The organism is Herbaspirillum rhizosphaerae, assembly GCF_046025915.1.
Lineage (GTDB): Bacteria > Pseudomonadota > Gammaproteobacteria > Burkholderiales > Burkholderiaceae_D > Herbaspirillum > Herbaspirillum rhizosphaerae_A.
This window is the reverse complement of sequence record NZ_JAQQFR010000005.1, coordinates 61,905-85,432: the sequence shown is the minus strand read 5'-3', so window position 1 is coordinate 85,432 and position 23,528 is coordinate 61,905. Positions and strand designations below refer to the sequence as shown.

16 protein-coding genes and 1 other RNA gene are annotated in these 23,528 nt (G+C 56.1%); 1 reads left to right on the top strand and 16 read right to left on the bottom strand.

What is annotated here, in order from left to right:
• Nucleotides 1–99: 99 nt before the first annotated feature.
• Both ffs and ubiD read right to left on the bottom strand, forming a co-directional pair.
• Nucleotides 100–198, bottom strand: an RNA gene (gene ffs / locus PQR63_RS09125) — signal recognition particle sRNA small type.
• A 163-nt stretch (nt 199–361) separates the two neighbouring features.
• Nucleotides 362–1,846 (bottom strand): 4-hydroxy-3-polyprenylbenzoate decarboxylase, encoded by a 1,485-nt coding sequence (gene ubiD / locus PQR63_RS09120; protein WP_408167535.1) that lies wholly within the window; start codon nt 1,844–1,846, stop codon nt 362–364.
• 463 nt (nt 1,847–2,309) lie between these two features.
• Here ubiD and PQR63_RS09115 point away from each other — a divergent pair, with 463 nt between their 5' ends.
• Nucleotides 2,310–3,296 (top strand): transglycosylase SLT domain-containing protein, encoded by a 987-nt coding sequence (locus PQR63_RS09115; protein ID WP_408167534.1) that lies wholly within the window; start codon nt 2,310–2,312, stop codon nt 3,294–3,296.
• Between the two features lie 127 nt (nt 3,297–3,423).
• Here the strand turns inward: PQR63_RS09115 and PQR63_RS09110 are convergent, their stop codons facing one another.
• From PQR63_RS09110 to PQR63_RS09045, 14 genes are all read right to left on the bottom strand, one after another.
• On the bottom strand, nt 3,424–4,593 hold the full coding sequence (locus PQR63_RS09110; RefSeq protein WP_408167533.1) for a pyridoxal phosphate-dependent aminotransferase: 1,170 nt from the start codon (nt 4,591–4,593) through the stop codon (nt 3,424–3,426).
• 128 nt (nt 4,594–4,721) lie between these two features.
• Entirely contained in the window at nt 4,722–5,189 is a 468-nt protein-coding gene (gene nusB, locus PQR63_RS09105) for a transcription antitermination factor NusB (RefSeq protein WP_050477883.1), read from the bottom strand.
• Nucleotides 5,190–5,297: 108 nt separating this feature from the next.
• The gene (gene ribH / locus PQR63_RS09100) at nt 5,298–5,783 is read right to left on the bottom strand and encodes a 6,7-dimethyl-8-ribityllumazine synthase (RefSeq protein WP_094562873.1); all 486 of its coding nucleotides are present in this window, start codon (nt 5,781–5,783) and stop codon (nt 5,298–5,300) included.
• 224 nt (nt 5,784–6,007) lie between these two features.
• A complete protein-coding gene (gene ribBA, locus PQR63_RS09095) occupies nt 6,008–7,120 on the bottom strand; it encodes a bifunctional 3,4-dihydroxy-2-butanone-4-phosphate synthase/GTP cyclohydrolase II (RefSeq protein ID WP_408167532.1) in 1,113 nt (370 codons plus the stop codon).
• Nucleotides 7,121–7,217: 97 nt separating this feature from the next.
• Complete coding sequence (dusA, locus tag PQR63_RS09090) at nt 7,218–8,225, bottom strand: tRNA dihydrouridine(20/20a) synthase DusA (RefSeq protein WP_408167530.1); 1,008 nt, start codon at nt 8,223–8,225, stop codon at nt 7,218–7,220.
• Nucleotides 8,226–8,825: 600 nt separating this feature from the next.
• Entirely contained in the window at nt 8,826–10,661 is a 1,836-nt protein-coding gene (typA, locus tag PQR63_RS09085; protein WP_408167529.1) for a translational GTPase TypA, read from the bottom strand.
• 148 nt (nt 10,662–10,809) lie between these two features.
• Nucleotides 10,810–11,763 carry a tRNA pseudouridine(55) synthase TruB gene (gene truB, locus PQR63_RS09080; RefSeq protein ID WP_408167528.1) on the bottom strand — a complete coding sequence of 318 codons (954 nt, stop codon included), beginning with the start codon at nt 11,761–11,763 and terminating at the stop codon, nt 10,810–10,812.
• 80 nt (nt 11,764–11,843) lie between these two features.
• Nucleotides 11,844–12,233 carry a 30S ribosome-binding factor RbfA gene (rbfA, locus tag PQR63_RS09075; protein WP_408167527.1) on the bottom strand — a complete coding sequence of 130 codons (390 nt, stop codon included), beginning with the start codon at nt 12,231–12,233 and terminating at the stop codon, nt 11,844–11,846.
• Between the two features lie 174 nt (nt 12,234–12,407).
• Nucleotides 12,408–15,287: a translation initiation factor IF-2 gene (gene infB / locus PQR63_RS09070; RefSeq protein WP_408167526.1), complete on the bottom strand. Its 2,880-nt coding sequence runs from the start codon at nt 15,285–15,287 to the stop codon at nt 12,408–12,410.
• Nucleotides 15,288–15,337: 50 nt separating this feature from the next.
• Nucleotides 15,338–16,900, bottom strand: a complete 1,563-nt coding sequence (nusA, locus tag PQR63_RS09065; RefSeq protein WP_094562867.1) for a transcription termination factor NusA — start codon at nt 16,898–16,900, stop codon at nt 15,338–15,340.
• Complete coding sequence (gene rimP / locus PQR63_RS09060) at nt 16,897–17,385, bottom strand: ribosome maturation factor RimP (RefSeq protein ID WP_094562866.1); 489 nt, start codon at nt 17,383–17,385, stop codon at nt 16,897–16,899. Before rimP ends, nusA begins: the two co-directional genes overlap by 4 nt.
• Nucleotides 17,386–17,649: 264 nt before the next feature.
• Nucleotides 17,650–19,647 (bottom strand): 23S rRNA pseudouridine(2605) synthase RluB, encoded by a 1,998-nt coding sequence (gene rluB / locus PQR63_RS09055; protein WP_408167524.1) that lies wholly within the window; start codon nt 19,645–19,647, stop codon nt 17,650–17,652.
• A complete protein-coding gene (gene scpB, locus PQR63_RS09050) occupies nt 19,634–20,641 on the bottom strand; it encodes an SMC-Scp complex subunit ScpB (RefSeq protein WP_408167522.1) in 1,008 nt (335 codons plus the stop codon). The genes rluB and scpB overlap by 14 nt, the downstream gene beginning before the upstream one ends.
• 478 nt (nt 20,642–21,119) lie before the next feature.
• Entirely contained in the window at nt 21,120–23,258 is a 2,139-nt protein-coding gene (locus PQR63_RS09045; protein ID WP_408167521.1) for a putative bifunctional diguanylate cyclase/phosphodiesterase, read from the bottom strand.
• Nucleotides 23,259–23,528 lie beyond the last annotated feature (270 nt).

Sequence of the window (23,528 nt, the reverse complement as noted above, 5' to 3'; positions counted from 1 at the left end):
TAGAACTGAAATAACTGAAGGAAGGTAGAACCGGACTGTCGGTAACGGATTGAATTCGTCACGACTTGTTGAGTGCTTCCTGAAGAAAACTTCGAAGGAAGAGGCGAGCCTTGTCTGCGGCACTTGCAGGAAATGGCTGTGGCTGCTTCGTTCCCGACCTGACCAGGTTGACCATGCCACAATGCGCAGGGGCCCGCCGGCACGAATTGTACCTCATCTGCGCCATCGGTGCGAGCGCTGTTCTCTGCGACAGGATAAATTACTGCAATTGCAAAGATCGCCGCTGGCTGTTGAGAAGCGGCAATCTGCATGCAGCCTGCGAGACATCACAGGCTGCAATGCTTACAACGTCACTCGCTATTTATATACCGAGCTCGTCCCAGATACTGTCCACCCGCTTCTTGACTGCATCCGTCATGGTGATGACGGTGCCCCACTCGCGGCTGGTTTCACCCGGCCACTTGTTGGTGGCGTCGATACCCATCTTGCTGCCGAGACCGCTGATGGGCGAGGCGAAGTCGAGGTAATCAATCGGCGTGTTGTCGACCATGACTGTGTCGCGCACCGGATCGACGCGCGTGGTGATGGCCCAGATCACTTCTTTCCAATCGCGGATGTCGACATCTTCATCAACCACCACAATGAACTTGGTATACATGAACTGACGCAGAAAACTCCATACGCCGAACATCACGCGCTTGGCGTGACCGGCGTAGGATTTCCTCATCTGCACCACCGCCATGCGATAGCTGCAGCCTTCCGGCGGCAAGTAAAAGTCGGTGATTTCGCTGAACTGTTTTTGCAGCAGCGGGATGAATACTTCATTGAGCGCCACGCCCAGCACAGCCGGCTCATCAGGCGGTTTGCCGGTGTAGGTAGAGTGATAGATAGGATCGCGGCGCATGGTGATGCGGTCGATGGTGAAGACCGGAAACCAATCCTGCTCATTATAGTAACCGGTGTGATCGCCATAGGGACCTTCCAGCGCATGCTCGTAGCCGGAGGGATGGGATTCATCGGGGTAAATATGCCCTTCCAGCACGATTTCGGCCGACGCCGGCACGCGCAACTCGCTGCCGATGGCTTTGACCAGCTCGGTGCGACTGCCGCGCAGCAGGCCGGCGAACTGGTATTCGGACAGGCTGTCCGGCACCGGCGTGACTGCTCCTAATATAGTAGCGGGATCGGCGCCGAGGGCAACCGCGATCGGATACGGCTTGCCGGGATTGGCGATGCAGTGTTCGCGGAAGTCGAGCGCGCCGCCGCGATGCGCCAGCCAGCGCATGATGACCTTGTTGCGGCCGATGACTTGCTGGCGATAGATGCCGAGATTCTGGCGCTTCTTATTAGGTCCTTTGGTGATCACCAGACCCCATGTAATAAGAGGTGCCACATCGCCTGGCCAGCAGTGCTGAATCGGCAGGCGATCAAGGTCGACGTCGTTGCCTTCCCACACGATATCCTGGCACGGTGCCGAGCTGCGCTCCTTGGGCGCCATGTCCCATAGCGATTTGACCAGCGTGCCCAGACCCATGACATCCTTGAAACCCTTCGGCGGTTCGGGCTCTTTCAACTTCGCCAACAAATGGCCGATGCGCCTTAATTCGCTGACATCTTCTGCCCCCATGCCGAGCGCCACACGGCGCGGCGTACCGAAAAGATTGGCAAGGACAGGGATATTTTTGTCGACTACCTTGTCGAAAATCAGCGCTGGCCCGGAGGCGCGCAGGGTACGATCGCAAATTTCCGTCATTTCGAGGTAAGGAGAGACGGGTACGGAGACGTGTTTTAATTCTCCGGAAAGTTGCAGTTGCGAAATAAAATCGCGTAAATCTGTGTATTTCATTTTTTTTCGCTGGTTTTCTTGAGTACAGCCCTTAGATGAGGTAGACCGGGCAAACGGTTGATTCTATTGATTTTTGACGGGATACCCCCTCAAAAATAAGATTTAAAAGTTATATTAAATCGTTTTAATAGTATTGACTTGATATAAAGTGGCTTCTACAATTCGCGCACCTTGATTAAAGGAGCCGGGTGTGGAACCCGAATCAGCTCGCAAGGTTTCACGGGAACGGGGTCCCACTGGCATTTTTAAGGAGTGTTATCAAAAGGCGTCAGCCTTCTCCCCCGAACTTGGTTGTATTGCACTGCACCGGAGCCGACGGCCCTGCAGTAACCGCAAACAACCCGTAGCTTGCCGTAACGCTTTGCGACGGCAGTGTTTTGATTGTGATGCATGTAGTCAGTAATCCGGTTTTTCACTCTTGGCCGGCTTTGCCCTATGTAAGTTGCAACATTCAGGAGGTTCAATGTTAAACCAACCCATCGAGGCGCAGTTAAGCTCCGCCTCCGATATGGTTGACCATTCTGCACAATGGGCGAAGTCCATTCCAAGCAGAATCGGTCGCTTTTTTACCGCAGCGCACTACGCGCTGACTTTGGCAGGTATCGCAGCTCTGTTCGTTTTGGGCATGATGTTTTTCAATCCGGAATTCGCCGACAAGCTGATGGCTCTGTCGCCTTTTTCGGATGATCAACCCGAAGAAGTCGTCCCGGAAGCGCCATCGCTGGCTAATCTGATGGATGTCCCGGCACCGGCATTGACTGCCGCAGCACCTGTGGCTGCTGCCGCGGCCGCTGCTGCAGCCGTACCGATGACTGAGGAAGAGCGCAAGATCATCGGGACACCACGCCAGCAAAAACTGGTGACGACATGGCTGTCCAAGCGTTACCGTGTTGCGGGCGACGCAACCGATATGCTGGTGTCGGCAGCATATCTGACTGCACGTGAAATCAAACTCGATCCACTGCTGATCCTGGCGGTGATGGCAATTGAATCGCGCTTCAATCCGTTCGCGGAAAGCCCGATGGGTGCGCAAGGACTGATGCAAGTCATGTCCAAGGTTCACCACGACAAGTTCCAGGAACTGGGTGGCGTCAAAGCGGCGCTCAATCCGGTTGCCAACATCAAGGTCGGTTCGTTGATCCTGAAGGAATACGTCACACGCGGCGGATCGGTTGAAGCAGGTTTGAAGAGCTACGTCGGTGCTGCCGATATGGACAACGACGGCGGTTACGGACTGAAGGTCTTGTCCGAATACCAGAACCTGAAGGAAGTCGCAGTCGGCAAGAACATCTCGATCTTCACGACCGCGCTGATCAAGCCGCCGGTGCAAGCCGTGCGCCCTGCCCTGCCGGCAGTGACGCCAGCCAAGCCGACCGCTGTCGGCGACATGGCTGCTGCTGCGCCGAAGAAGCCAGGCGTGACTTCATCTGAAGAAATCGCTGCACTGTAATTTTCTCTTCGTTGGAGCAAGCATTAAAAAAGGAGCCTCGGCTCCTTTTTTATTTGCGTCACTCATTTCACTTCATCAATAACGGTAACGGTACTGGTACCGGCAACGATGCGTGAAGATTTACGCCTCAGCGTTCGGCCAGATATTTTTCCAGACGGCGAACCGCCTCCTGCAAATTTTCCATCGACGTCGCGTACGACAAACGGATATAACGATGCGCCGTAGCGGGGCCGAAATCCAATCCCGGCACCAGCACCACACCAGCCTTGTTGAGCATGTCGATGGTGAATTGATCGGCATCGTCGCTCAGCGCGCTGCAATCGGCATACACATAAAACGCACCATCCGGCATCACGGGCACCTTGAAGCCGAGACGTTCTAGTTGCGGCACGATGTAATCGCGACGGCGTTTGAATTCGGCTTTGCGTTCTTCATACAGCGCGATCGATTCCGGCGCGAAGCAAGCGATGCCGGCGTGCTGTGCAATCGACGATGCGCAGATGAATAAATTCTGCGCAAGCTTTTCGACTTGCGGCACCAGACTCTCGGGCAGCACCAGCCAGCCGAGACGCCAGCCGGTCATGTTGAAGTATTTGGAGAAGCTGTTGATGACGATGACGTCTTCGCCCAGCGACAAGGCCGAGAACGGCGCGCCTTCGTACGACAAGCCCTGATAGATTTCATCGACGATGGTGAAGCCTTTTTTCTCGCGCACGACGTCAACGATCTTGCTCAACTCTTCCGGGAGGATCGAGGTGCCGGTCGGATTCGATGGCGACGCCAGCAAGACGCCTTTGGTTGCCGACGACCAATGTTCCTGAACCATGCCTGCGGACAACTGGAAGCGATGTTCCGGCCCGCTTTCGATCAATTTGGCCTTGCCTTCGAAGGCGGCAACGAAATGACGATTGCATGGATATGAGGGATCCGGCATCAGGACTTCGGTATCTTTTTCCACCAGCGCGGCACAGGCGAGCAACAAGGCCGCTGAGGCACCCGCTGTGACCACAATTCGGCCTGGCGCGATGTCCAACCCGTATACCCGCTGATAATGCGCTGAGATCGCCTCTCGTAACGCCGGCAAACCTGTTGCCGAGGTGTACTGCATCTTGCCGTCCGTCATCGCTTGTGTCGCAGCGGCAATAACAGCAGGCGCAGCGGTGAAGTCAGGTTCGCCGATGCCCATATGAATAATGTGCTGACCTTGTTGCTCGAGGGCAGCAGCCATCTTGGCCAACTCCATCACATGAAAGGGTGCGATGTTGTCCAGACGTGACGCGAGATCGTGAAAGCTCATGGGGATGTGTAGAAAAGCAGAACGCGCCGCACTGCGATCATGCCTGCAGCAACGGCGGAAAAATCAGGATCAAAACCCACCGATGAAAAATCGGCAAAACGAATCAGCAGAGCAAACCGGCAAGGCGATTAGCGACGACCGGCGCCTACTTCGGTTTCGCGCACCTTCGCGGCGAAACGATCGAGCACGCCGTTGACGTACTTGTGACCATCGATACCGCCGAAAGACTTGGTCAACTCAACCGCTTCGTTGATGACGACCTTGTACGGAATCTCGATGTTGTTCTTCAGTTCGAAGGCACCGATCAACAGTGCCGCATGTTCTACCGGTGACAGTTCGGTGATGGGACGATCGATCAGTGGCGCAAGACCGGCACGCAGATCGGCGACCTGTTTGATCGCACCGTACAGCAGCACGTCGAAGTGTTCTGCATCCGCCTTGTCGAAACCATGGGCTTCGCGGATGTGGGCTTCAATCGCGCCGGCATCTTCATTGTTGAGCAGCCATTGATACAGGCCTTGCAATGCGAACTCGCGCGCGCGGTGACGCGGTGTGCGATTCTTGCTCGGATTGGCGTGGAGATTTTTATTGGTCATGTTGAATAGGTCAAACCGGTTCGATACAAAATACAAAAATGGATAGGCGCATCGCCCTGCTCATTCATCTGCATCAGTGCCGCAGAACGAGCGCCGCTTCCGAGGTGCTTATTCTTCTTCCGAGACTTGCGCCAGCTCGTCCAGCGCCAGTGCCAGATTGGCCATTTCAACGGCGACGCGGGCCGCGTCTGCGCCCTTGACTGCCATGCGCACTTCCGCCTGCTCGTCGTTTTCCGTGGTCAGCACGGCGTTGGCGATCGGGATGCCGGCGTCGAGGCCGACGCGCGTGATGCCTGCACCGGATTCATTGGATACCAGCTCGAAGTGATAGGTCTCGCCGCGAATAACCGCGCCCAGCGCAATCAAGGCGTCAAACTGATCAGTCTCGGCCATCTTTTGCAACGCCAGCGGAATCTCCAGCGCGCCCGGCACGCTGACGTGCAGGATATCTTCGTCTTGCACGCCCAGATGCTTCAGCTCCGCCAGGCAAGCTGCGAGCAGACCATGGCAGACGTCTTCATTGAAACGTGCCTGCACGATGCCGATACGCAAGCCTTCGCCATTCAGATCCGATTCGTAAGTACCTATAGTCATGGCTTTTCCTTATACGCAAACTTGCGCTTCTGTTGAGTGTGAATAGTATTGCAGCAGTGCCGGCAGATGCATCGGACCAATACCGGATCAAGCGATTGCAGCGATCTCAAGATACGCATTCAAGATACGCCTGCAAGGTACCACCGTGGAACGGTATCTCTTATGCTCAGTCCGGCTCTTCATCCGCCGCCGCTGCTTATGCTGCTTATGCTGCTTATGTTGTTTCAGGCTTCCGGCTTGGCGCGATATCCGGTAACCTCCAGATTGAAACCGGTCATCGACGGCATCTTGCGCGGGCTGGCCAGCAGCTTCATCTTGCAAACGTTCAGATCCTTCAGGATCTGGGCGCCGATACCGTAGGTGCGCAGATCCATGCGGTCAGCGCGCGTCGGCTTGGCCGACGGAGCGCTGTTGAGCGCCGCGAACTGGGCAAACATCTGGTCGGCCGACTCTTCGCAATTGAGCAATACCACCACGCCGCTTGGCGCCGCCTTGATCGCCGCCATGGCCGATGCCATGTTCCACGAGTGCGTGGTCGCTTCGGTTTCCAGCAAATCCAGAATCGATACCGGCTGATGCACACGCACCAGCGTTTCTTCGCCTGGACGGATATCGCCGTGTACCAGCGCCAGGTGGGCGCCGCCGCTTGGTTTGTCACGATAGGCGATGGCCTTGAAACTGCCGTGCACGGTGTGCATCTCACGCTCGGCCACGCGCTCGATGATGCTTTCGTGCTGGCTGCGATAATGGATCAGGTCGGCAATCGTGCCGATCTTCAGTTTGTGCTCTTCGGCGAATTCCAGCAAGTCCGGCAGACGCGCCATGGTGCCGTCGTCCTTGAGAATTTCGCAAATCACGGCGGCCGGTGTCAAGCCTGCCATCTCGGTCAGGTCGCAACCGGCTTCGGTATGGCCGGCACGCATGAGCACACCGCCCTTTTGCGCACGCAGCGGGAAGATATGGCCAGGCTGCACGATGTCGGCTGGCGTCGCATTCTTGGCGGCGGCAACCTGAATCGTGCGCGCACGGTCGGCGGCGGAGATACCGGTGGTAACGCCTTCAGCGGCTTCGATCGACACAGTGAAGTTGGTGCCGAATTGGGTGCCGTTGCGGGTCGACATCATCGACAGGTCGAGGCGGTCGCAATGTTCTTCGGTCAGGGTCAGACACACCAGACCGCGTGCGTACTTGACCATGAAGTTGATGGCTTCGGGCGTAACGAAATCGGTGGCCAGCACCAGGTCGCCTTCATTTTCACGATCTTCTTCGTCGACCAGAATCACCATGCGTCCAGCGCGCAGTTCGGCGACGATTTCTTCTGTTGTTGCTATAGGCATAAAGAATTCCCTCAGTAGCCCCGTATTTTAAAGGATTTGCGGTCGGCTTATCACTTCATTCATGCCGCATTCATGCATGATCAGGCAGGCTGGCGGATTATTCCAGCGTGACCAGTTGCGTATGCGACAACGCTTCCATCAGCAAGGCCGGATCACCCAGCGCCAGCCGCTTGGAATCGGACAAAGTCTGGCGGAATGCGCGCGCGCCGGGCATGCCAGCCATCAGACCGAGCATGTGGCGCGTGATGCTGTTGAGACGCAAGCCTTTGCCGCCGTCGCCGTGCTGTGCAAGTTGTGCGCTTGCATAGGCAATCATTGCTTCGATCACTTCGCTGCGATTGGCCTGAATACCGCCGTCGAGTCCGGCGTAATAGCGGGCATCGAAACCGGCCATGAGGAAAGGGTTGTGATACGCCTCGCGCCCCAGCATAACGCCATCCACGTGCTTGAGATGTTCGTCGATCTCCGGTACGGTCTTGATGCCGCCGTTGATCAGGATTTCCAGTTCCGGAAAATCGTGCTTGAGGCGATACGCGTAGTCGTACTTGAGCGGTGGGATTTCGCGGTTTTCCTTCGGGCTCAGGCCTTTCAGGATCGCGTTGCGGGCGTGAACGATGAAGGTCTTGCTGCCGGCCTCAGCGATCTTGCCGACAAAGTCGCGCACGAATTCATAGGATTCGACGTCATCGATCCCGATACGATGCTTTACGGTAACGTCGATGGATACGGCGTCGCGCATGGCTTTCACGCAATCGGCGACCAAGGTCGGTTCGGCCATCAGGCAGGCGCCGAAAGCGCCCTTCTGCACGCGCTCGGAGGGGCAACCGCAATTCAGGTTGATCTCATCATAGCCCCATTGCTCGCCAAGCTTGGCACTCTTGGCCAGATCGGCAGGCTCGCTGCCGCCGAGTTGCAGGGCGACGGGATGTTCTTCATCGCTGAAATTGAGATGGCGCCCGACGTCGCCGTACAACAGCGCACCGGTCGTGACCATTTCGGTGTAAAGCCAGGTATGGCGCGTAATCTGACGATGGAAGACGCGGCAGTGCCGATCGGTCCAATCCATCATGGGCGCTACGCTGATTGTTCTTGGTCCGTAAGACATGCACTTTTCCTAATGAGATCCCGGGGTCATGCCGGGAAGCTACACACCATCGTCATCGTCGAACTCGCTTGAAGGCTTCGCAGCAGGCCTTCAAGCGAGTTACAAATAGAAAGCCCGCAACGCTTGCACGTTGCGGGCTGGTGTCCCCTCTATCCTCTTGAGAGATAGGATTTTTATACTGCGGGGGTGATTCTGCACCACAAACCAGCATTAGTCATTTCGCATCGCACAATTTCGGTGCTCAGATAAAAATCTGGCTAAAACTGTAGGGAAATGACATCACTTTTCTACAACGGCAATCTGAGAATGGCGGCGTAAGCGCCTGTCTGCAAGAGATTGCCGTAAAAAATATCGGGGCAAAAAAAAACCCGCTCACCTTTCGGTTGCGGGCTTAAATCCAATTCTTTAGGAGGAAATTGGAGGAGACAGGTGTAACTATATGGCACCGCATCATAACTGTCTGCTTTATTGTGCTGATATCAGATATTCACAAATCCAATATCAACAACTCGCAAACTAACAAAATGCCCCATCTCCGCCCTTCCAGCCAGGACAACAGCAAACTGTGTCCGGACTGTCACGCCGCTGACGCAACTTACATTACGCGTCGCGGGATGCCTTTTTACGCTCATGTTCCTTCAGGAAACGCTTGCGCAGGCGAATGCTCTTCGGTGTGACTTCAACCAGTTCGTCGTCGTCGATGAATTCAACAGCGTATTCCAGCGACATTTCGATAGGCGGCACCAGGCGCACGGCTTCGTCGGTACCCGACGAGCGAACGTTGGTCAATTGCTTGCCCTTGATCGGGTTCACGACCAGATCGTTGTCGCGCGAGTGAATACCGATGATCATGCCTTCGTAGACCGGATCATTGTGGCTGACGAACATACGGCCGCGGTCTTGCAGTTTCCAGATCGCGTAAGCAACGGCAGCACCGTCGTCTTGCGAAATCAGCACGCCATTACGACGGCCACCAAGTTCGCCCTTGCTGTTGTCAACAGGAGCGTATTCGTCGAACACGTGGCTCATCAAGCCGGTACCGCGCGTCAGCGTCATGAATTCGCCCTGGAAGCCGATCAGGCCACGTGCAGGAATACGGTATTCCAGACGAACACGACCCTTGCCGTCCGGTTCCATATTTTGCAGATCGCCGCGACGACGACCCAGTTCTTCCATGACACCGCCCTGGCTGGTTTCTTCGACGTCGACGGTCAGGTTTTCATACGGCTCGTGGCGCACGCCATCCACCATCTTGAACACGACGCGTGGGCGCGACACGGCCAGCTCGTAGCCTTCGCGACGCATGTTTTCGATCAGAATCGTCAGATGCAACTCGCCGCGACCCGACACTTCGTAGGTCGAGTCGTCGTTTTCAGCTTGAACGACGCGTAGCGCCATGTTGGCTTTCAGTTCGCGATCCAGACGATCACGAATCTGACGTGTCGTCACGAACTTGCCTTCGCGGCCGGCCAGCGGCGAATTGTTAACCATGAAGTTCATGGTCAGTGTCGGCTCGTCAATCTTGAGCATCGGCAGGCCTTCCGGCGAATCCGGAGCACAGATGGTCGAGCCAATGCTGATTTCTTCAATACCGTTGATCAAGACGATGTCGCCGGCAAGTGCCTCGTCAACGATCACGCGATCCAGACCGCGGAAAGTCAGCACTTGATTAATACGTGCCTTGGTTGGCTTGTCATCGGGACCGTTCATCCAGATCACGTCTTGCAGTGCTTTGACGCGACCGCGCAGGATACGGCCAACGCCGATCTTGCCGACGTAGGAAGAGTATTCCAGCGAAGTGATTTGCAGTTGCAGCGGACCATCCGGGTCATCTTCACGCGCAGGAACGTGTTCCAGGATCGCGTCGAACAGCGGCTCCATATTGCCGTCACGAACGGTATCTTCCAGACCTGCGTAGCCCTTGAAGCCGGATGCGTACACGATTGGGAAATCCAGTTGCTCGTCGGTTGCACCGAGCTTGTCGAACAGTTCGAAAGTCGCGTTGACTGCCTTTTGCGGATCAGCGTTTTCGCGATCGATCTTGTTGACCACAACGATAGGCTTCAGACCCAGCGCCAGCGCCTTGCGCGTCACGAAACGCGTTTGCGGCATCGGACCTTCTTGCGCATCAACCAGCAACAACACGCTGTCGACCATCGACAGCACGCGCTCCACTTCACCGCCGAAGTCGGCGTGGCCTGGGGTATCGACGATGTTGATGTGCGTACCCTTGTATTCCACGGCGCAGTTCTTCGACAGAATGGTAATGCCGCGTTCTTTTTCGATATCGTTCGAATCCATCACGCGGGCATCAACCTGCTGGTTGTCGCGGAAAGTACCGGACTGGCGCAGCAATTGGTCGACGAGGGTGGTTTTGCCATGGTCAACGTGGGCGATGATGGCGATGTTGCGAATAGCGCGTTTATTGTTTGACATGATTGAGTTAAGTTGGTCTGCCGAATCCTGAGAGGCGCGCATTATAACATGCTGCGACGCACGAACTTTAAAAAGCCTAATAATTTCAAAGAGTTGCTGTACTTTCATTCCAACTGGCGAGTACCGCAATTACTGCTGCTATGAGCCGCTAGTTCGACAAAGTCGAAATCAGCCTTTCCGGCGCCAGTATGCCGAATTCCTGCATTAAACCGGTGCCCAGAAGGCGCCCGTTACTTTCCTGATAAACCCTTGCCCGGCCTGATTCTGCGGGCAATGCAATACCTTCCTTGCCAAGCGCCAGACGCTGTCCGTGCAAAAAACGCTCGGTCAGCACATCCGTCAGCATCACCGCCGGAAATGTCGTCAGCAAACCATCCACCGGCAGCAAAGCTTGTGCGCGCTCGCTATCTTCGAAGGCGATGAACTGATCCAGCGTTACGCTGCCCTCCAGCGTCAACGCACCGACACCGGTACGGCGCAATTGATTCAAGTGGGCGCCGCAACCAAGCAATGCGCCGATATCTTCGCCAAGCACGCGAATATAGGTGCCCTTGCTGCACATCACACGGATACGCAAAAAAGGCGCTTCATAGCCGAGCAGCTCCAACTGATGAATCGTCACCTTGCGTGCTTCACGCTCCAGCGTGATACCTGCGCGCGCATATTCGTATAAAGGCTTGCCGTCGCGCTTGAGCGCGGAATGCATCGGCGGCACCTGCGAAATCTCGCCGCGAAACTGCTGCAACGCCGACTCGATCTGCGCAAGGCTGACATCAACGGGCTTGGTGCTGAGCACCTCACCTTCGGTGTCGCCGGTATTGGTGACGATACCCAGATGGACAAACGCCTCATAGGTCTTGTCCGCTTCCAGCAAGTCCTGCGAAAACTTGGTCGCCTCGCCGAAGCACAAAGGCAGCAAGCCGGTCGCAAATGGATCAAGCGTACCGGTATGCCCAGCCTTTAGCGCGTTGAGCAGGCGCTTGGCTTTGATCAATGCGTCATTACTGGACCAGCCCACTGATTTATCCAGCAGCAGCACACCATGTACGGGCACGCGCGGAATCTTGGGAGGGCGAGGTTGCGAAGGCGAAGAATGCGCCATGTGTGTCAAATCCGGAGAAATCGTCGATCGATGCGGCGATGGCGTGCTTCACTCTGAAGCATCAGGCCATCGTGAAAAACTCAGTTTTCGTCGGCATCCTTGGCACGCGTGGCGTTAGCCTCGTCGATCAGACGCGACATTTCGATGCCGCGCACAGTCGAGTTATCGTGCACAAAATGTAAGTCAGGCAATGTATGAATACTCAGACGGCGGCCCAATTGACCACGCAGGAAACCGGAAGCCTTGGACAGGCCGGTAAGCGTATCCTGAATAGCCTGCTTGTCGTCTTTCAACGTCGTAAAGAAAATCTTGGCATGCGCATAGTCCGGCGTCACTTGCACTTCAGTGATCGTGACCATCCCCACACGCGGGTCTTTCAACTCGAATGCGATGATTTCCGACAGATCGCGCTGAATCTGATCGGCGACGCGCAGACCGCGCCCTGGAATGGATTTACTGTGTTTTGCCATGCTGAGAAACTGACCTCGGCCGACTCGCCCTGCGCGGCAATATCTCTCGATAATTGCACCACGTCAGACTTGGCCGGCATTGAACTGCAATTGTTGAATTTCGTGAAACCTGAATGAAACCGGGCAGGCATCCGGCTTAATGCCAGACTGCCCGCCCTTCTTGTTGCTTGCGGATTACAAAGTACGTGCGACTTCCTGTACTTCGAAAATCTCCAGCTGATCGCCTTCCTGGATATCGTTGTAGTTCTTCAACGACAGACCGCACTCGAAGCCCGATTTGACTTCCTTGACGTCGTCCTTGAAGCGCTTGAGCGAATCCAGCTCGCCGGTCCACAAGACCACGTTGTTGCGCAACAGACGTACCGAGGAACCTCGCTTGACGAGACCTTCCAGCACGTAGCAACCTGCAATCGAACCGACCTTGCTGACCACGAACACCTGGCGAATCTCGACCAGACCCAAGGCCTGTTCGCGCTTCTCCGGTGCCAGCATGCCCGACATCGCCGCTTTTACTTCGTCCACAGCATCGTAAATGATGTTGTAGTAGCGGATGTCGACGCCATTGGCTTCGGCCAGCTTACGGGCAGATGCGTCGGCACGGGTGTTGAAGCCGATGATGACCGCCTTCGATGCCACCGCGAGGTTGACGTCGTTTTCGGAAATACCACCGACTGCTGCATGCACCACCTGAACACGCACTTCGGCGGTGGACAGTTTTTGCAGCGATTGCACCAGCGCTTCTTGCGAACCTTGCACGTCGGTCTTGATGATCATCGGCAGGTTCTTGACCTCGCCTTCGGCCATCTGTTCGAACATGTTTTCCAGCTTCGCGGCTTGCTGCTTGGCCAACTTGACGTCGCGGAACTTGCCTTGGCGGAACAGGCCGATTTCGCGCGCTTTGCGCTCATCCGTCATGACCAGTACTTCTTCACCGGCGCTCGGCACTTCAGTCAGACCCTGAATTTCAACAGGGATCGACGGACCGGCTTCGGTAATGCTCTTGCCGCTTTCGTCCAGCATCGCACGGACACGACCGTAGGCCGAACCTGCCAGCACCACGTCGCCGCGCTTCAGCGTACCGGACTGCACCAGAATCGTTGCCACCGGACCGCGACCCTTGTCGAGCTTGGCTTCGATGACCAGGCCCTTAGCCGGGACGTCAACAGCAGCTTTCAACTCCAGCACTTCGGCTTGCAGCAACACGTTTTCCAGCAGGGAGTCGATGCCTTCGCCGGTCTTCGCAGACACGGAGATGAATGGCGATTCGCCACCGTATTCTTCAGGCACGACGCCTTCAGCGACCAGTTCCTGCTTGACGCGATCCAGATTGGCGCCTTGCTTGTCGATCTTATTGATCGCCACAACCAGCGGTACACCACCAGCCTTCGCGTGAGCGATTGCTTCCTTGGTTTGCGGCATCACGCCGTCGTCGGCTGCCACCACCAGAATAACGATGTCGGTCGCCTTGGCGCCACGGGCACGCATTGCGGTAAACGCTTCGTGGCCCGGAGTGTCGAGGAAGGTGATCATGCCGCGCGGTGTTTCCACGTGGTATGCGCCGATATGCTGAGTAATGCCGCCAGCTTCGCCGGATGCAACCTTGGCGCGACGGATGTAATCCAGCAGCGAGGTTTTACCATGGTCAACGTGACCCATGACGGTAACAACCGGTGCGCGTGGCAACATTTCTGCGTCCGGATGCTCAACGCCTTCTTCCAGCAATGCTTCAGGATCGTCCAGCTTGGCAGGATGAGCGCGATGACCCATTTCTTCCACCACGATCATGGCGGTTTCCTGATCCAGAACCTGGTTGATGGTGACCATCTGGCCCAGCTTCATCAGATGCTTGATGACTTCGGAAGCCTTGACCGACATCTTGTGCGCGATTTCAGCGACAGTGATGGTTTCCGGAACGTGCACGTCCTTGATGACCGCTTCAGTCGGTGCCTGGAAATTGCTTTCATGGTCGTCGTGATGCGAATTGCGGCGGCCCTTCGGACCAGCGCGCCAGCCATCACGGCCACCAGTGCCGGTGTTGCCGCGTGTCTTCATGCCGGTACCGCGCTTCTTGGCAGCATCGTCTTGCCAGGTCGACGAGACATTGGCCGACTTGATCGACTTCTTGTCGACGGCGACAGGCGCCTTCTTGTCGTCTTTCTTCTCACCAGGCTTTTTATCAGCCGGCTTGTGCAAGGTGCCTTCGGATGTCTTGGTCGCAGCAGGTGCCGGGGCAGGCTCAGGAGCCTTCACCACACGACGCGGCGCATTCATCATGGCCTTGATCTGAGCGACTTCGTCTTCCACAGCCTTACGGGCGCGCTCGGCAGCAGCGGCGCGTTCTGTAGCTTCTTTGGCGACCTGAGCAGCCTTCTTCTTGGCTTCTTCGGCAGCAGCGCGTTTTTTCTCTTCTGCAGCAGTATCTTCTACAGGTTTCGCGACAGGTGCTGCAGTGCTGACACCGGAATCTGCCTTAGCTTTTTCAGCCGCTTCCGCAGCAGCCTGCTTGGCTTCTTCCGCCGCAGCCTGCTTGGCTTCTTGCTCAGCTTTTTTCGCCTCGACTTCAGCAGCCTTGGCTTGCTGAACTTTCTCCGCTTCGAGTTGCGCCAGACGTTCTTGCTTCTCGCGCAAATCAGCTTCCTGACGGGCAATCAGCTCGGCGTGAAGACGCGCCTCTTCAGCACGACGTTCAATTTCAGCCGGATCCGTTGCAGGTACAACCGCCGCAACAGCAGTGACTTCTTCCGCAGGTTCGTCACGCTTGATGAAAGTGCGTTTCTTGCGCACTTCCACTTGAATCGTGCGCGACTTGCCGGTGGAATCAGCTTGCTTGATTTCAGTCGTTTCTTTACGGGTCAGCGTAATTTTTTTCTTTTCGCCTTCCGGAGCTGCTCCGCGCACGCGACGCAGATGCTCCAGGAGACGGTCCTTGTCTTCTTTTGACAAAGGATCGGACTCGGAGCTTTTTTCAACTCCGGCAGATCGCAGCTGGGTCAGTAGCAAATCCGCCGGCATTTTCAGCTCGGTGGCAAATTGGGCTACGTTGTTACTTGCCATTCAGTCCTCTTTTCTATGTGGCTCGGCAGATGATGTGGGTACGCGGGAGCTTATTGCTTCGCTTCCGCGGTACTCCATGCTTTGGCTTGCAATGCCTTGGCACGCTCGTCGTATTTAGCATCGATGAGCTTCATTTCATCGTCGGTCACATCTTCAAATTCATTTTCAATCAGTTGGCGCGCACGCTCGGCCGACAACGCCAGGATGGCGCCGAATTCGTCGTATGCCAGTGCGGCAAAAGCAGGCACGGTCTTGACACCGGCCAGGCCAAGCTTGCCGGCAACAACGCGATCCATTCCTTCGAAATTGATCAGCGCTTCGTCCATGCCTTCCAAACCTTCTTCGGAAGCAATCGCTTCGGTCACCAGTGCATCGCGTGCACGGTTGCGCAGTTCGTTGACGGTGTCTTCATCGAAAGACTCGATCTCGAGCATTTCGTTGATCGGCACGTAAGCGATTTCTTCCAGGCTGGCAAAACCTTCTTCCACCAGGATGTCTGCGACTTCCTGATCGACGTCCAGCTTTTCCATGAACAGGATGCGAATCGCTGCAGTTTCCTGCGCCGACTTATCGGCCGACTCTTCCGCTGTCATGATGTTGATCTGCCAGTTGGTCAGCTCAGCTGCCAGACGCACGTTCTGACCGCCGCGACCAATCGCAATCGCCAGATTTTCTTCGTCCACGACGACGTCCATGGCGTGTTTTTCTTCATCCACGACGATCGAGGAAACATTGGCAGGAGCCAGTGCACCGATCACGAATTGCGCCGGATCTTCCGACCACAACACGATATCGACGCGCTCACCGCCCAGCTCACCGGTCACAGCCTGCACGCGCGAACCGCGCATACCGACACAGGTACCGATAGGATCGATGCGCTTGTCGCTGGTGAAGACGGCAATCTTGGCGCGAACGCCAGGGTCACGTGCAGCCGACTTGATTTCCAGCGAACCTTGTTCGATTTCCGGCACTTCCAGTTCGAACAGCTTCATGATGAACTCAGGAGCCGTACGCGACAGGATCACTTGCGGGCCGCGTGCATTACGGTCGATACGCAGGATGTAAGCACGGACACGGTCGCCGATACGCAGATTTTCCTTTGGAATCGTCTGGTCGCGTGGCAAACGCGCTTCGATCTTGCCGGACTCGACGATTGCATCACCGCGTTCCATGCGCTTGATAGTACCTGTCACCAGCGAATCGCCGCGCTCCAGGAAGTCAGCCAGAATCTGTTCGCGCTCAGCGTCGCGGATGCGTTGCAGGACGACTTGCTTGGTGTCTTGCGCGAAGCGACGGCCAAACTCAACCGACTCAATCGGCTCTTCGATGTATTCATCAACGGCGATATCGGGAATTTGTTCTTTGGCTTCGAAATGCAACACTTCCTGGTCAGGCAATTGCAGGCCGGCTTCGTCAGGCACCACGTGCCAGCGGCGGAACGATTCAAATTCGCCGCTTTCGCGGTCGATCGACACACGGATGTCGACTTCGCCTTCGTAGCGCTTCTTGGTAGCTTGCGCGAGGGCATGCTCCAGTGCTCCGAAGACCACATCTTTATCGACGTTCTTTTCGCGCGCCAGCGCATCGACCAATAACAAAACTTCGCGACTCATGCTTTGCGACTCCTAAAATCCACTTTCGGCACCAGGCGTGCCTTATCCACATCGGCGAGTGTGAAATCCAACACCGCTGCCGACCCATCGTTTGCTTCAAATTCCAGTTTTAAGTTCTCGCCCTCAGGAGCACGCAAGATGCCTTGAAACGACTTGCGATTAGCCGCACTTGCCATCGGCAGGCGCAGCTTGATGACAGCTTCCTGATCAGCAAAACGCACATAGTCGCTCAGCTTCTTCAGCGGACGATCCAGTCCCGGCGACGATACTTCCAGTCGCTCGTAATCGACGTTTTCGACCGTAAAGACGTGCAGCAACTGATGTGTAACCTTCTCGCAATCCTCGACCGTGATCGGCCCCTTGTCGGCATCTTCAAACGGGAAATCGATAAACACGCGCACGAGACCGCGCGGTGCCTTCTCGAGGTCAACCAGTTCGTAGCCCATCCCCGACAGGGTGGTTTCAATCAAATCCAGCAATTGCAAGGAAATCTCTCCGCCTTCTTTTCTGCGCGCCTTACTTCGCGACACAGATACATCAATTTGTTCAGCAAAAAAAAAATGGGCATCTGCCCATCGTTCTTATCGTTTATTCAACTGCAAGCCGATTCACGGTGCATTATTTGCCGTGAATTACCCCGTTAACTTGCGCATTATAACCGATTACGGTATGTCCGGCAATTCAAGATTGCCGGACATACCCCAGACAGCCCGATATTTCACAAAAGAAATTCCCGAGCAATCAAAGACTTACCCGCGTCGCCGACGCGGCATACCACCTGCGCCCATGCCCTGACCGGCCATGCCACCACTGCGTTGCGGACGGTTTTGACGACGCTGACCAGCATCCGGGAAGCCCAGCGCGGTCTGCAAAGGATCCGGCTGACGCGGCTTGTTTTGCTGCGGACGACCGCCCTGACCCTGACCTTGGCCTTGCCCCTGACGAGGCCCCTGACCTTGACCCTGCCACGGTTCGCGGCGCGGACCTTTTTGCTGCATAGGATTGGCATTGGCGTTGCTGCGCGGCTGGCCGTTGCTGTTGCCATTATTGCCATTATTGCCATTCGCGCTATTGCCGCGACCCTTGCCATTGCCATTACCGGCCGGGGCGTCGCCACCGACTTTTTCCAGGCCACAAGCTGCCAGCATGCCGCGCACGGCGTTTTCTTCCAATTCTTCCCAGCGACCGCGCTTGAGACCTTGCGGCAACATCATCATGCCGTAGCGGGTACGGATCAGACGCGAAACAGTCAGACCGATAGCCTCAAACATGCGGCGCACTTCGCGATTGCGGCCTTCGCCAATCGTTACGCGGTACCACTTGTTCACACCCTCACCGCCGCCGTCGGCGATCTTGGAGAATTGCGCCACGCCGTCGTCCAACTCAACGCCGTGCAACAGCTTCTGACGCATGCCTTGTTCGAGCTCACCCAGCGTACGCACGGCGTATTCACGCTCAATGTTGTAGCGCGGATGCATCAGGCGATTGGCGAGGTCGCCGGAGGTTGTAAACAGCAACAGACCTTCGGTGTTGAAGTCGAGACGGCCGACAGCCAGCCATTTCGCAGCCTTCATGTTCGGCAGGCGATCAAAAACCGATGGACGGCCTTCAGGATCGTTATGACTGACGATTTCACCGGCAGGCTTGTGATAGACCAGTACGCGTGGCGGCTTTTTGCTGACTTTGCGCTGCAGCAACTTGCCGTTGATACGCACCTGATCGGTCGGCAGAATACGCTGACCGATATGCGCAGGCTCACCGTTGACCGACACGCGGCCGGCAACGATCAGCTCTTCCATATCGCGGCGCGAACCGAGGCCGGAATCAGCCAGTACCTTGTGCAGCTTGGGCGCGTCGTCCTCGGAGGTCAGATCGCGACGACCGTTCTTGCCGCGCAGTTGATGACCGCGAGCACCACCTTTGGCGCCGTCTTCCTTGTCGTACGCATCTGAAGTGACAAACGAGAAAATATCGTCGCCTGCGTCATGCGAGCGCAAACCCAGTTGCGGCGCCTTCGGCTTGCCGCCTTTGGCGAATGGCTTCTTGCCCTTTTGCTGACGATTGCGATCCTGGCCCTGACCTTGACCATCACGACGAGACTCAGCCATGGCCTGATCAGCAACAGGAACCGGCGCATTGGCATCACCGGCACCGTGAGAAACAGCAGCATCGGCAACCGCCGAATTGACGGGAGGGGCTTCGCTGCTTTCCGCGGCACGCTGGGCAGCGCGGTTGTTACGCAAGGCACGCGGTCCGCGCACGCCACGTCGAGCAGGCTTGGTGCGCGCATTGTCGGCAGGCGCATCCAGCAAAACAGGAGCAGCAGTCACTTCTTCGCCGATAGTCACGATAACTTTCGGCGCTTCCGGCGCAGCAGCGGGCGCGACAGGAGCAGAGGCGGCGACGGGCGCGGGTTCCGCAGCAGCATCAGCCGCAGGCTTCTTGGCGCGGGTCGCGCGCTTCTTCGGCGCAGCGACTTCACCAGCGGGCGCGGCCTCGGCAACCGCAGCAGCGGTAACTGGTGCAGCAACATCAGCCGCAGCTTTCTCCGCAGCGGCTTTTTTAGTCACCGTCTTTTTGACGGTAGCCTTCTTGACCGGTGCAACTTCTTCGGCGACAGGCTCGTCGGCGACTACCTTTTTGGTCCGCTTGCGCGCAGCCGGTTTGGCAGCAGCAGTGTCGGCATTGTCCGCGGCAGCACCAAAGAGGTCTACCTGCTTCTCATCGTTGGAACTAGATGGTTTCATTATTTGAATCGTGGTTATTCAGACCGGGCGCGGCGTCATTTGCATGACCGGAGGCAGGGTCCTTGGTGTGAATTTCTTCAGCAGACGCAGGGCTTTCGACCTGCACTTCTTCGTAGTTGGCAACGCTTGGTGCAATCGCATCCACGTCGTTCTCGATTTCTTCCCCGGAAACTTCTTCCGCATTCTTTTCAGCATCGCTATCAACATCAGCCGCCTCGGCAACCTCTGCAATCATATCGCCGTCGGTTGTTGCTATGGCGCTTTCAGCGTCGGCAAGTTCAACCGTTTCTGTATTTTCAGCAGTTTGCTCGACCTGGTCCAATTCAGCTGTCGCAGCTTCGGCACTTGCAATCTCCTCAGCGTCGCCCTCAGCCGCCTCACCTTCGGCAATCAGGCTGGCCTGCATTCCGGCTTCCAGAGCTTGCAACTCCAGCAACGCGCCCGGATCGACAACACCTTCCTTGGTAACAGTGCGCAATGGCGGCAACTGATCCAGCGAGGTCAAGCCGAGGTCATCCAGAAAACGCTTGGTCGTTGCAAACAAGGCCGGACGTCCCGGCACGTCGCGATGGCCGATGGCTTCGATCCAGCCGCGATCTTCCAGCAGGCGTACGGTTTGCGAACTGACCGTGACACCGCGAATTTCTTCGATGTCGCCGCGTGTCACCGGCTGGCGATACGCGATGATGGCCAGTGTTTCCAGCGTAGCGCGAGTGTATTTCGGCGGCTTTTCCGGATTCAGACGATCCAGATAGATCTTCATCTCGGCTCGACTTTGAAAGCGCCAGCCTGTCGACAAACTGACAACTTCCACACCCTTGTCAATCCAGTCTTCACGCAACTCTTCCAACATCTGCCGGATGGCATCTGACGTCATTTCGCTTTCGACATCCTCACCGGATACATAAAGCTTCTTCAAATCGTTGATTGATAATGGCTCGTGAGCACATAGCAATGCTGTTTCGAGGACTTTCTTGGCCTCAATAGTATTCATGTACGACTCTTGTGCGACTGTTTAACAAAAGTTTAGGGGCTCGACCAAAACGAAGCGAAGCCTGGCTGCACGGGTTGAGTTTCATCGCAGCGCCAACGGTGCTGTCAGGCTCTTGAACCTGAAATACTGCTTTGATGCTGTTGGTGCTGCTTCCCGGCGCTCGTTTATAGGAGGTTGAAGATGAGCGGGAAAATAAGGCTTGGTTGCGAACACAGAATCTTGAGTTCCCAGATTCTCGCACCATTTCAACTTTTGACCTTGCAAGCGGCGCCGAGCTGAGTTTTCGGGTGGCCGGAGGCAAAATGCAAAATATACTGCGCGGAGTTTAGCACAAAGCCCAGACCGAATGTCGCTTCGTTGCAAGCGTCATACATTATTTACACACTGATGCCTGACGGTCGCCTGAGCGCTGCCCCACCATCTCCCAGCCTTGGTTTGCGGGTGGTAACGGTCAACAGGATTGCCCCGACTCACCCTCTCAGGAAAAGCCGGTTTGCATCTCCAGCTCCAGTCGACGCGTGAAGTCCTCCACCGGCATCGGCTTGCCAAGCAGGTAACCCTGCACTTCGTCACAGCCGTTTTCCAGCAGGAAGTTGTATTGCTCCTGATCCTCCACGCCTTCGGCGATGACACGCAGATTCAGGATATGACCAAGAGAAATCACCGCCTTAACGATGGCGGCACTGTCCGTATCGCGTGCGATGTCCCGTACGAAAGACTTGTCGATCTTCAAGGCATCGACCGGAAAACGGCGTAAATAGCTGAGACTGGAATAACCGGTACCAAAATCGTCCACTGACACCTGCAAACCCAGGCGCTTGAGCGCGTTCAGGGTCGCAACGGTCTTTTCGGCATCACGCATGACAACATTTTCAGTAATCTCCAATTCCAGCCAGGCAGCGGCGAGACCACTTTCGACCAGCACCTGGCGCACGAATTCAGGCAGATTCTGATCGAGTTGCCGCGGCGACAGATTGACCGCCACCGGAATCGGTGCGAGCCCGGCGTCTTGCCAGAGCTTGTTTTGCGCACAGGCTGTACGCAACACCCACTCACCGATCGGCACAATCAGACCCGCCTCCTCCGCAAAAGGAATGAAGCGATCCGGCGGCACCAGGCCCTGTTCCGGCGAAATCCAGCGGATCAACGCCTCAGCGCCGATAATGCGGCCACTGGCCAGGCTGATCTTGGGCTGGTAATACAGCTTGAATTCGTCGCGATCAAGCGCACGCCGCAGGCTTACCAGCATCTCCAGGCGGTTGCTGACCTGTGCATCCATCCAGCCGGCAAAGTACTGGAAGTTATTGCGCCCTAATTCCTTGGCCTTGTACATGGCGGAATCGGCGTTCTTGAGCAAGGTCTCCACATCGCGACCATCCGTCGGGCAACGGCTCACACCAATGCTGCAGGTAATATGAAATTCGCGATCGCCCACCACCCAAGGCCGCGCCACGGCGGTCAGGATACGTTGCAGGACTTCGGTGATATTGCTTTCGTCCGGCTGGTTCTGCAGCACCAGCACGAACTCGTCGCCGCCCTGGCGCGCCACCATGTCGGTTTCGCGTACGCAGGACACCAGGCGCTGCGCCACCGTCTTGAGCAACTCGTCGCCGACCTGATGCCCCAGACTGTCATTGATGAATTTGAACTGATCCAGATCCACAAATACCACTGCCGTCAGCGAACCCTTCTGACGCGAGTTCTGTACTGCGCGCTGCAGATGATTGTGCAGCATCGTGCGGTTAGGCAAACCGGTCAGCGCATCGTGCGTGGCTTGATGGCGAATTTCCGCTTCATAGAGCTTGCGCTCGGTGATCGCCTCCACGGTGCCCTCGTAAAACATCAGCGTGCCGGCATCATCGTGCACGGCACGGGCGTTTTCCGAGATCCAGATGATTTCTCCGTCGCGACGATACACGCGTGACTCAAAATTCGACACCGAACCAAATTGCTCCATCATCTTCATGAATTCGGTACGGCGCTCCGGCTCGACGTACAACTGATGCTTGATGTCGCGCAAGCTCACGATGAGATCTTCCGGCGATTTATAACCGTAAATGCGTGCCAGCGCCGGATTGACAGCAATATAGCCACCATCCGTGGTCGATTGAAAAACACCTTCGATGGCATTTTCAAAGATGCTGCGATAACGCCGCTCCGCCTCCAATAGCGCCTGATCGGCCTCCTTGCGCGCCGTCACATCCTGCACGTAGCCTTCAAGCGCATCCAGTGTGCCGGCGGCATTGTAAATTCCGACGCCCCGCTCCCAGACCCAGCGCACTTCGCCATCGGCGCGGATGATGCGATATTCCATCTCAAAACGACGCTTGGCAGTCAGACAGGAAAGGATAACTTGCCGAACGGCATCACGATCATCGGGATGGGTAATGTTTTCATATGAAATTCTGTGATTGAACAGCAAGTCCTGCGGTTGATAACCCGTCAGTTCAAAGCACCCCTCGCTGACAAATTCCATTGTCCATTGTTCATCATCGCGGCAGCGATAGACCATGCCGTCCAGGTTCGCGAGCAAAGTTTCCAGCAAACGCGGCGGTCGCGCGATCGAGGTAATTGCCGCGTCATGGTCCGGAGGAATTGAGGAAGCAACAATCTTCATATAAACGGGTTTACGCAATCAGTAGTGCCCAAGGGCAACAGCAAAGGAAAATTCGGAGAGAAGAAACGGACTACATGACGCCTAGGTAGTGGTGCGTACTTTTTTGCTAACAACTAGCAATAACAATGCCACTCAACGATTTAGGGGCTGCGGGACAAACTCACGGGTATGTGTATCCGTGTGGCAATGCAATCTTCATTCCACCCGCCCAGTTCAAAACAAAACACGAGCAAAGCAATGCACCCCAGCACCACAACGGTGCAAAGTCGA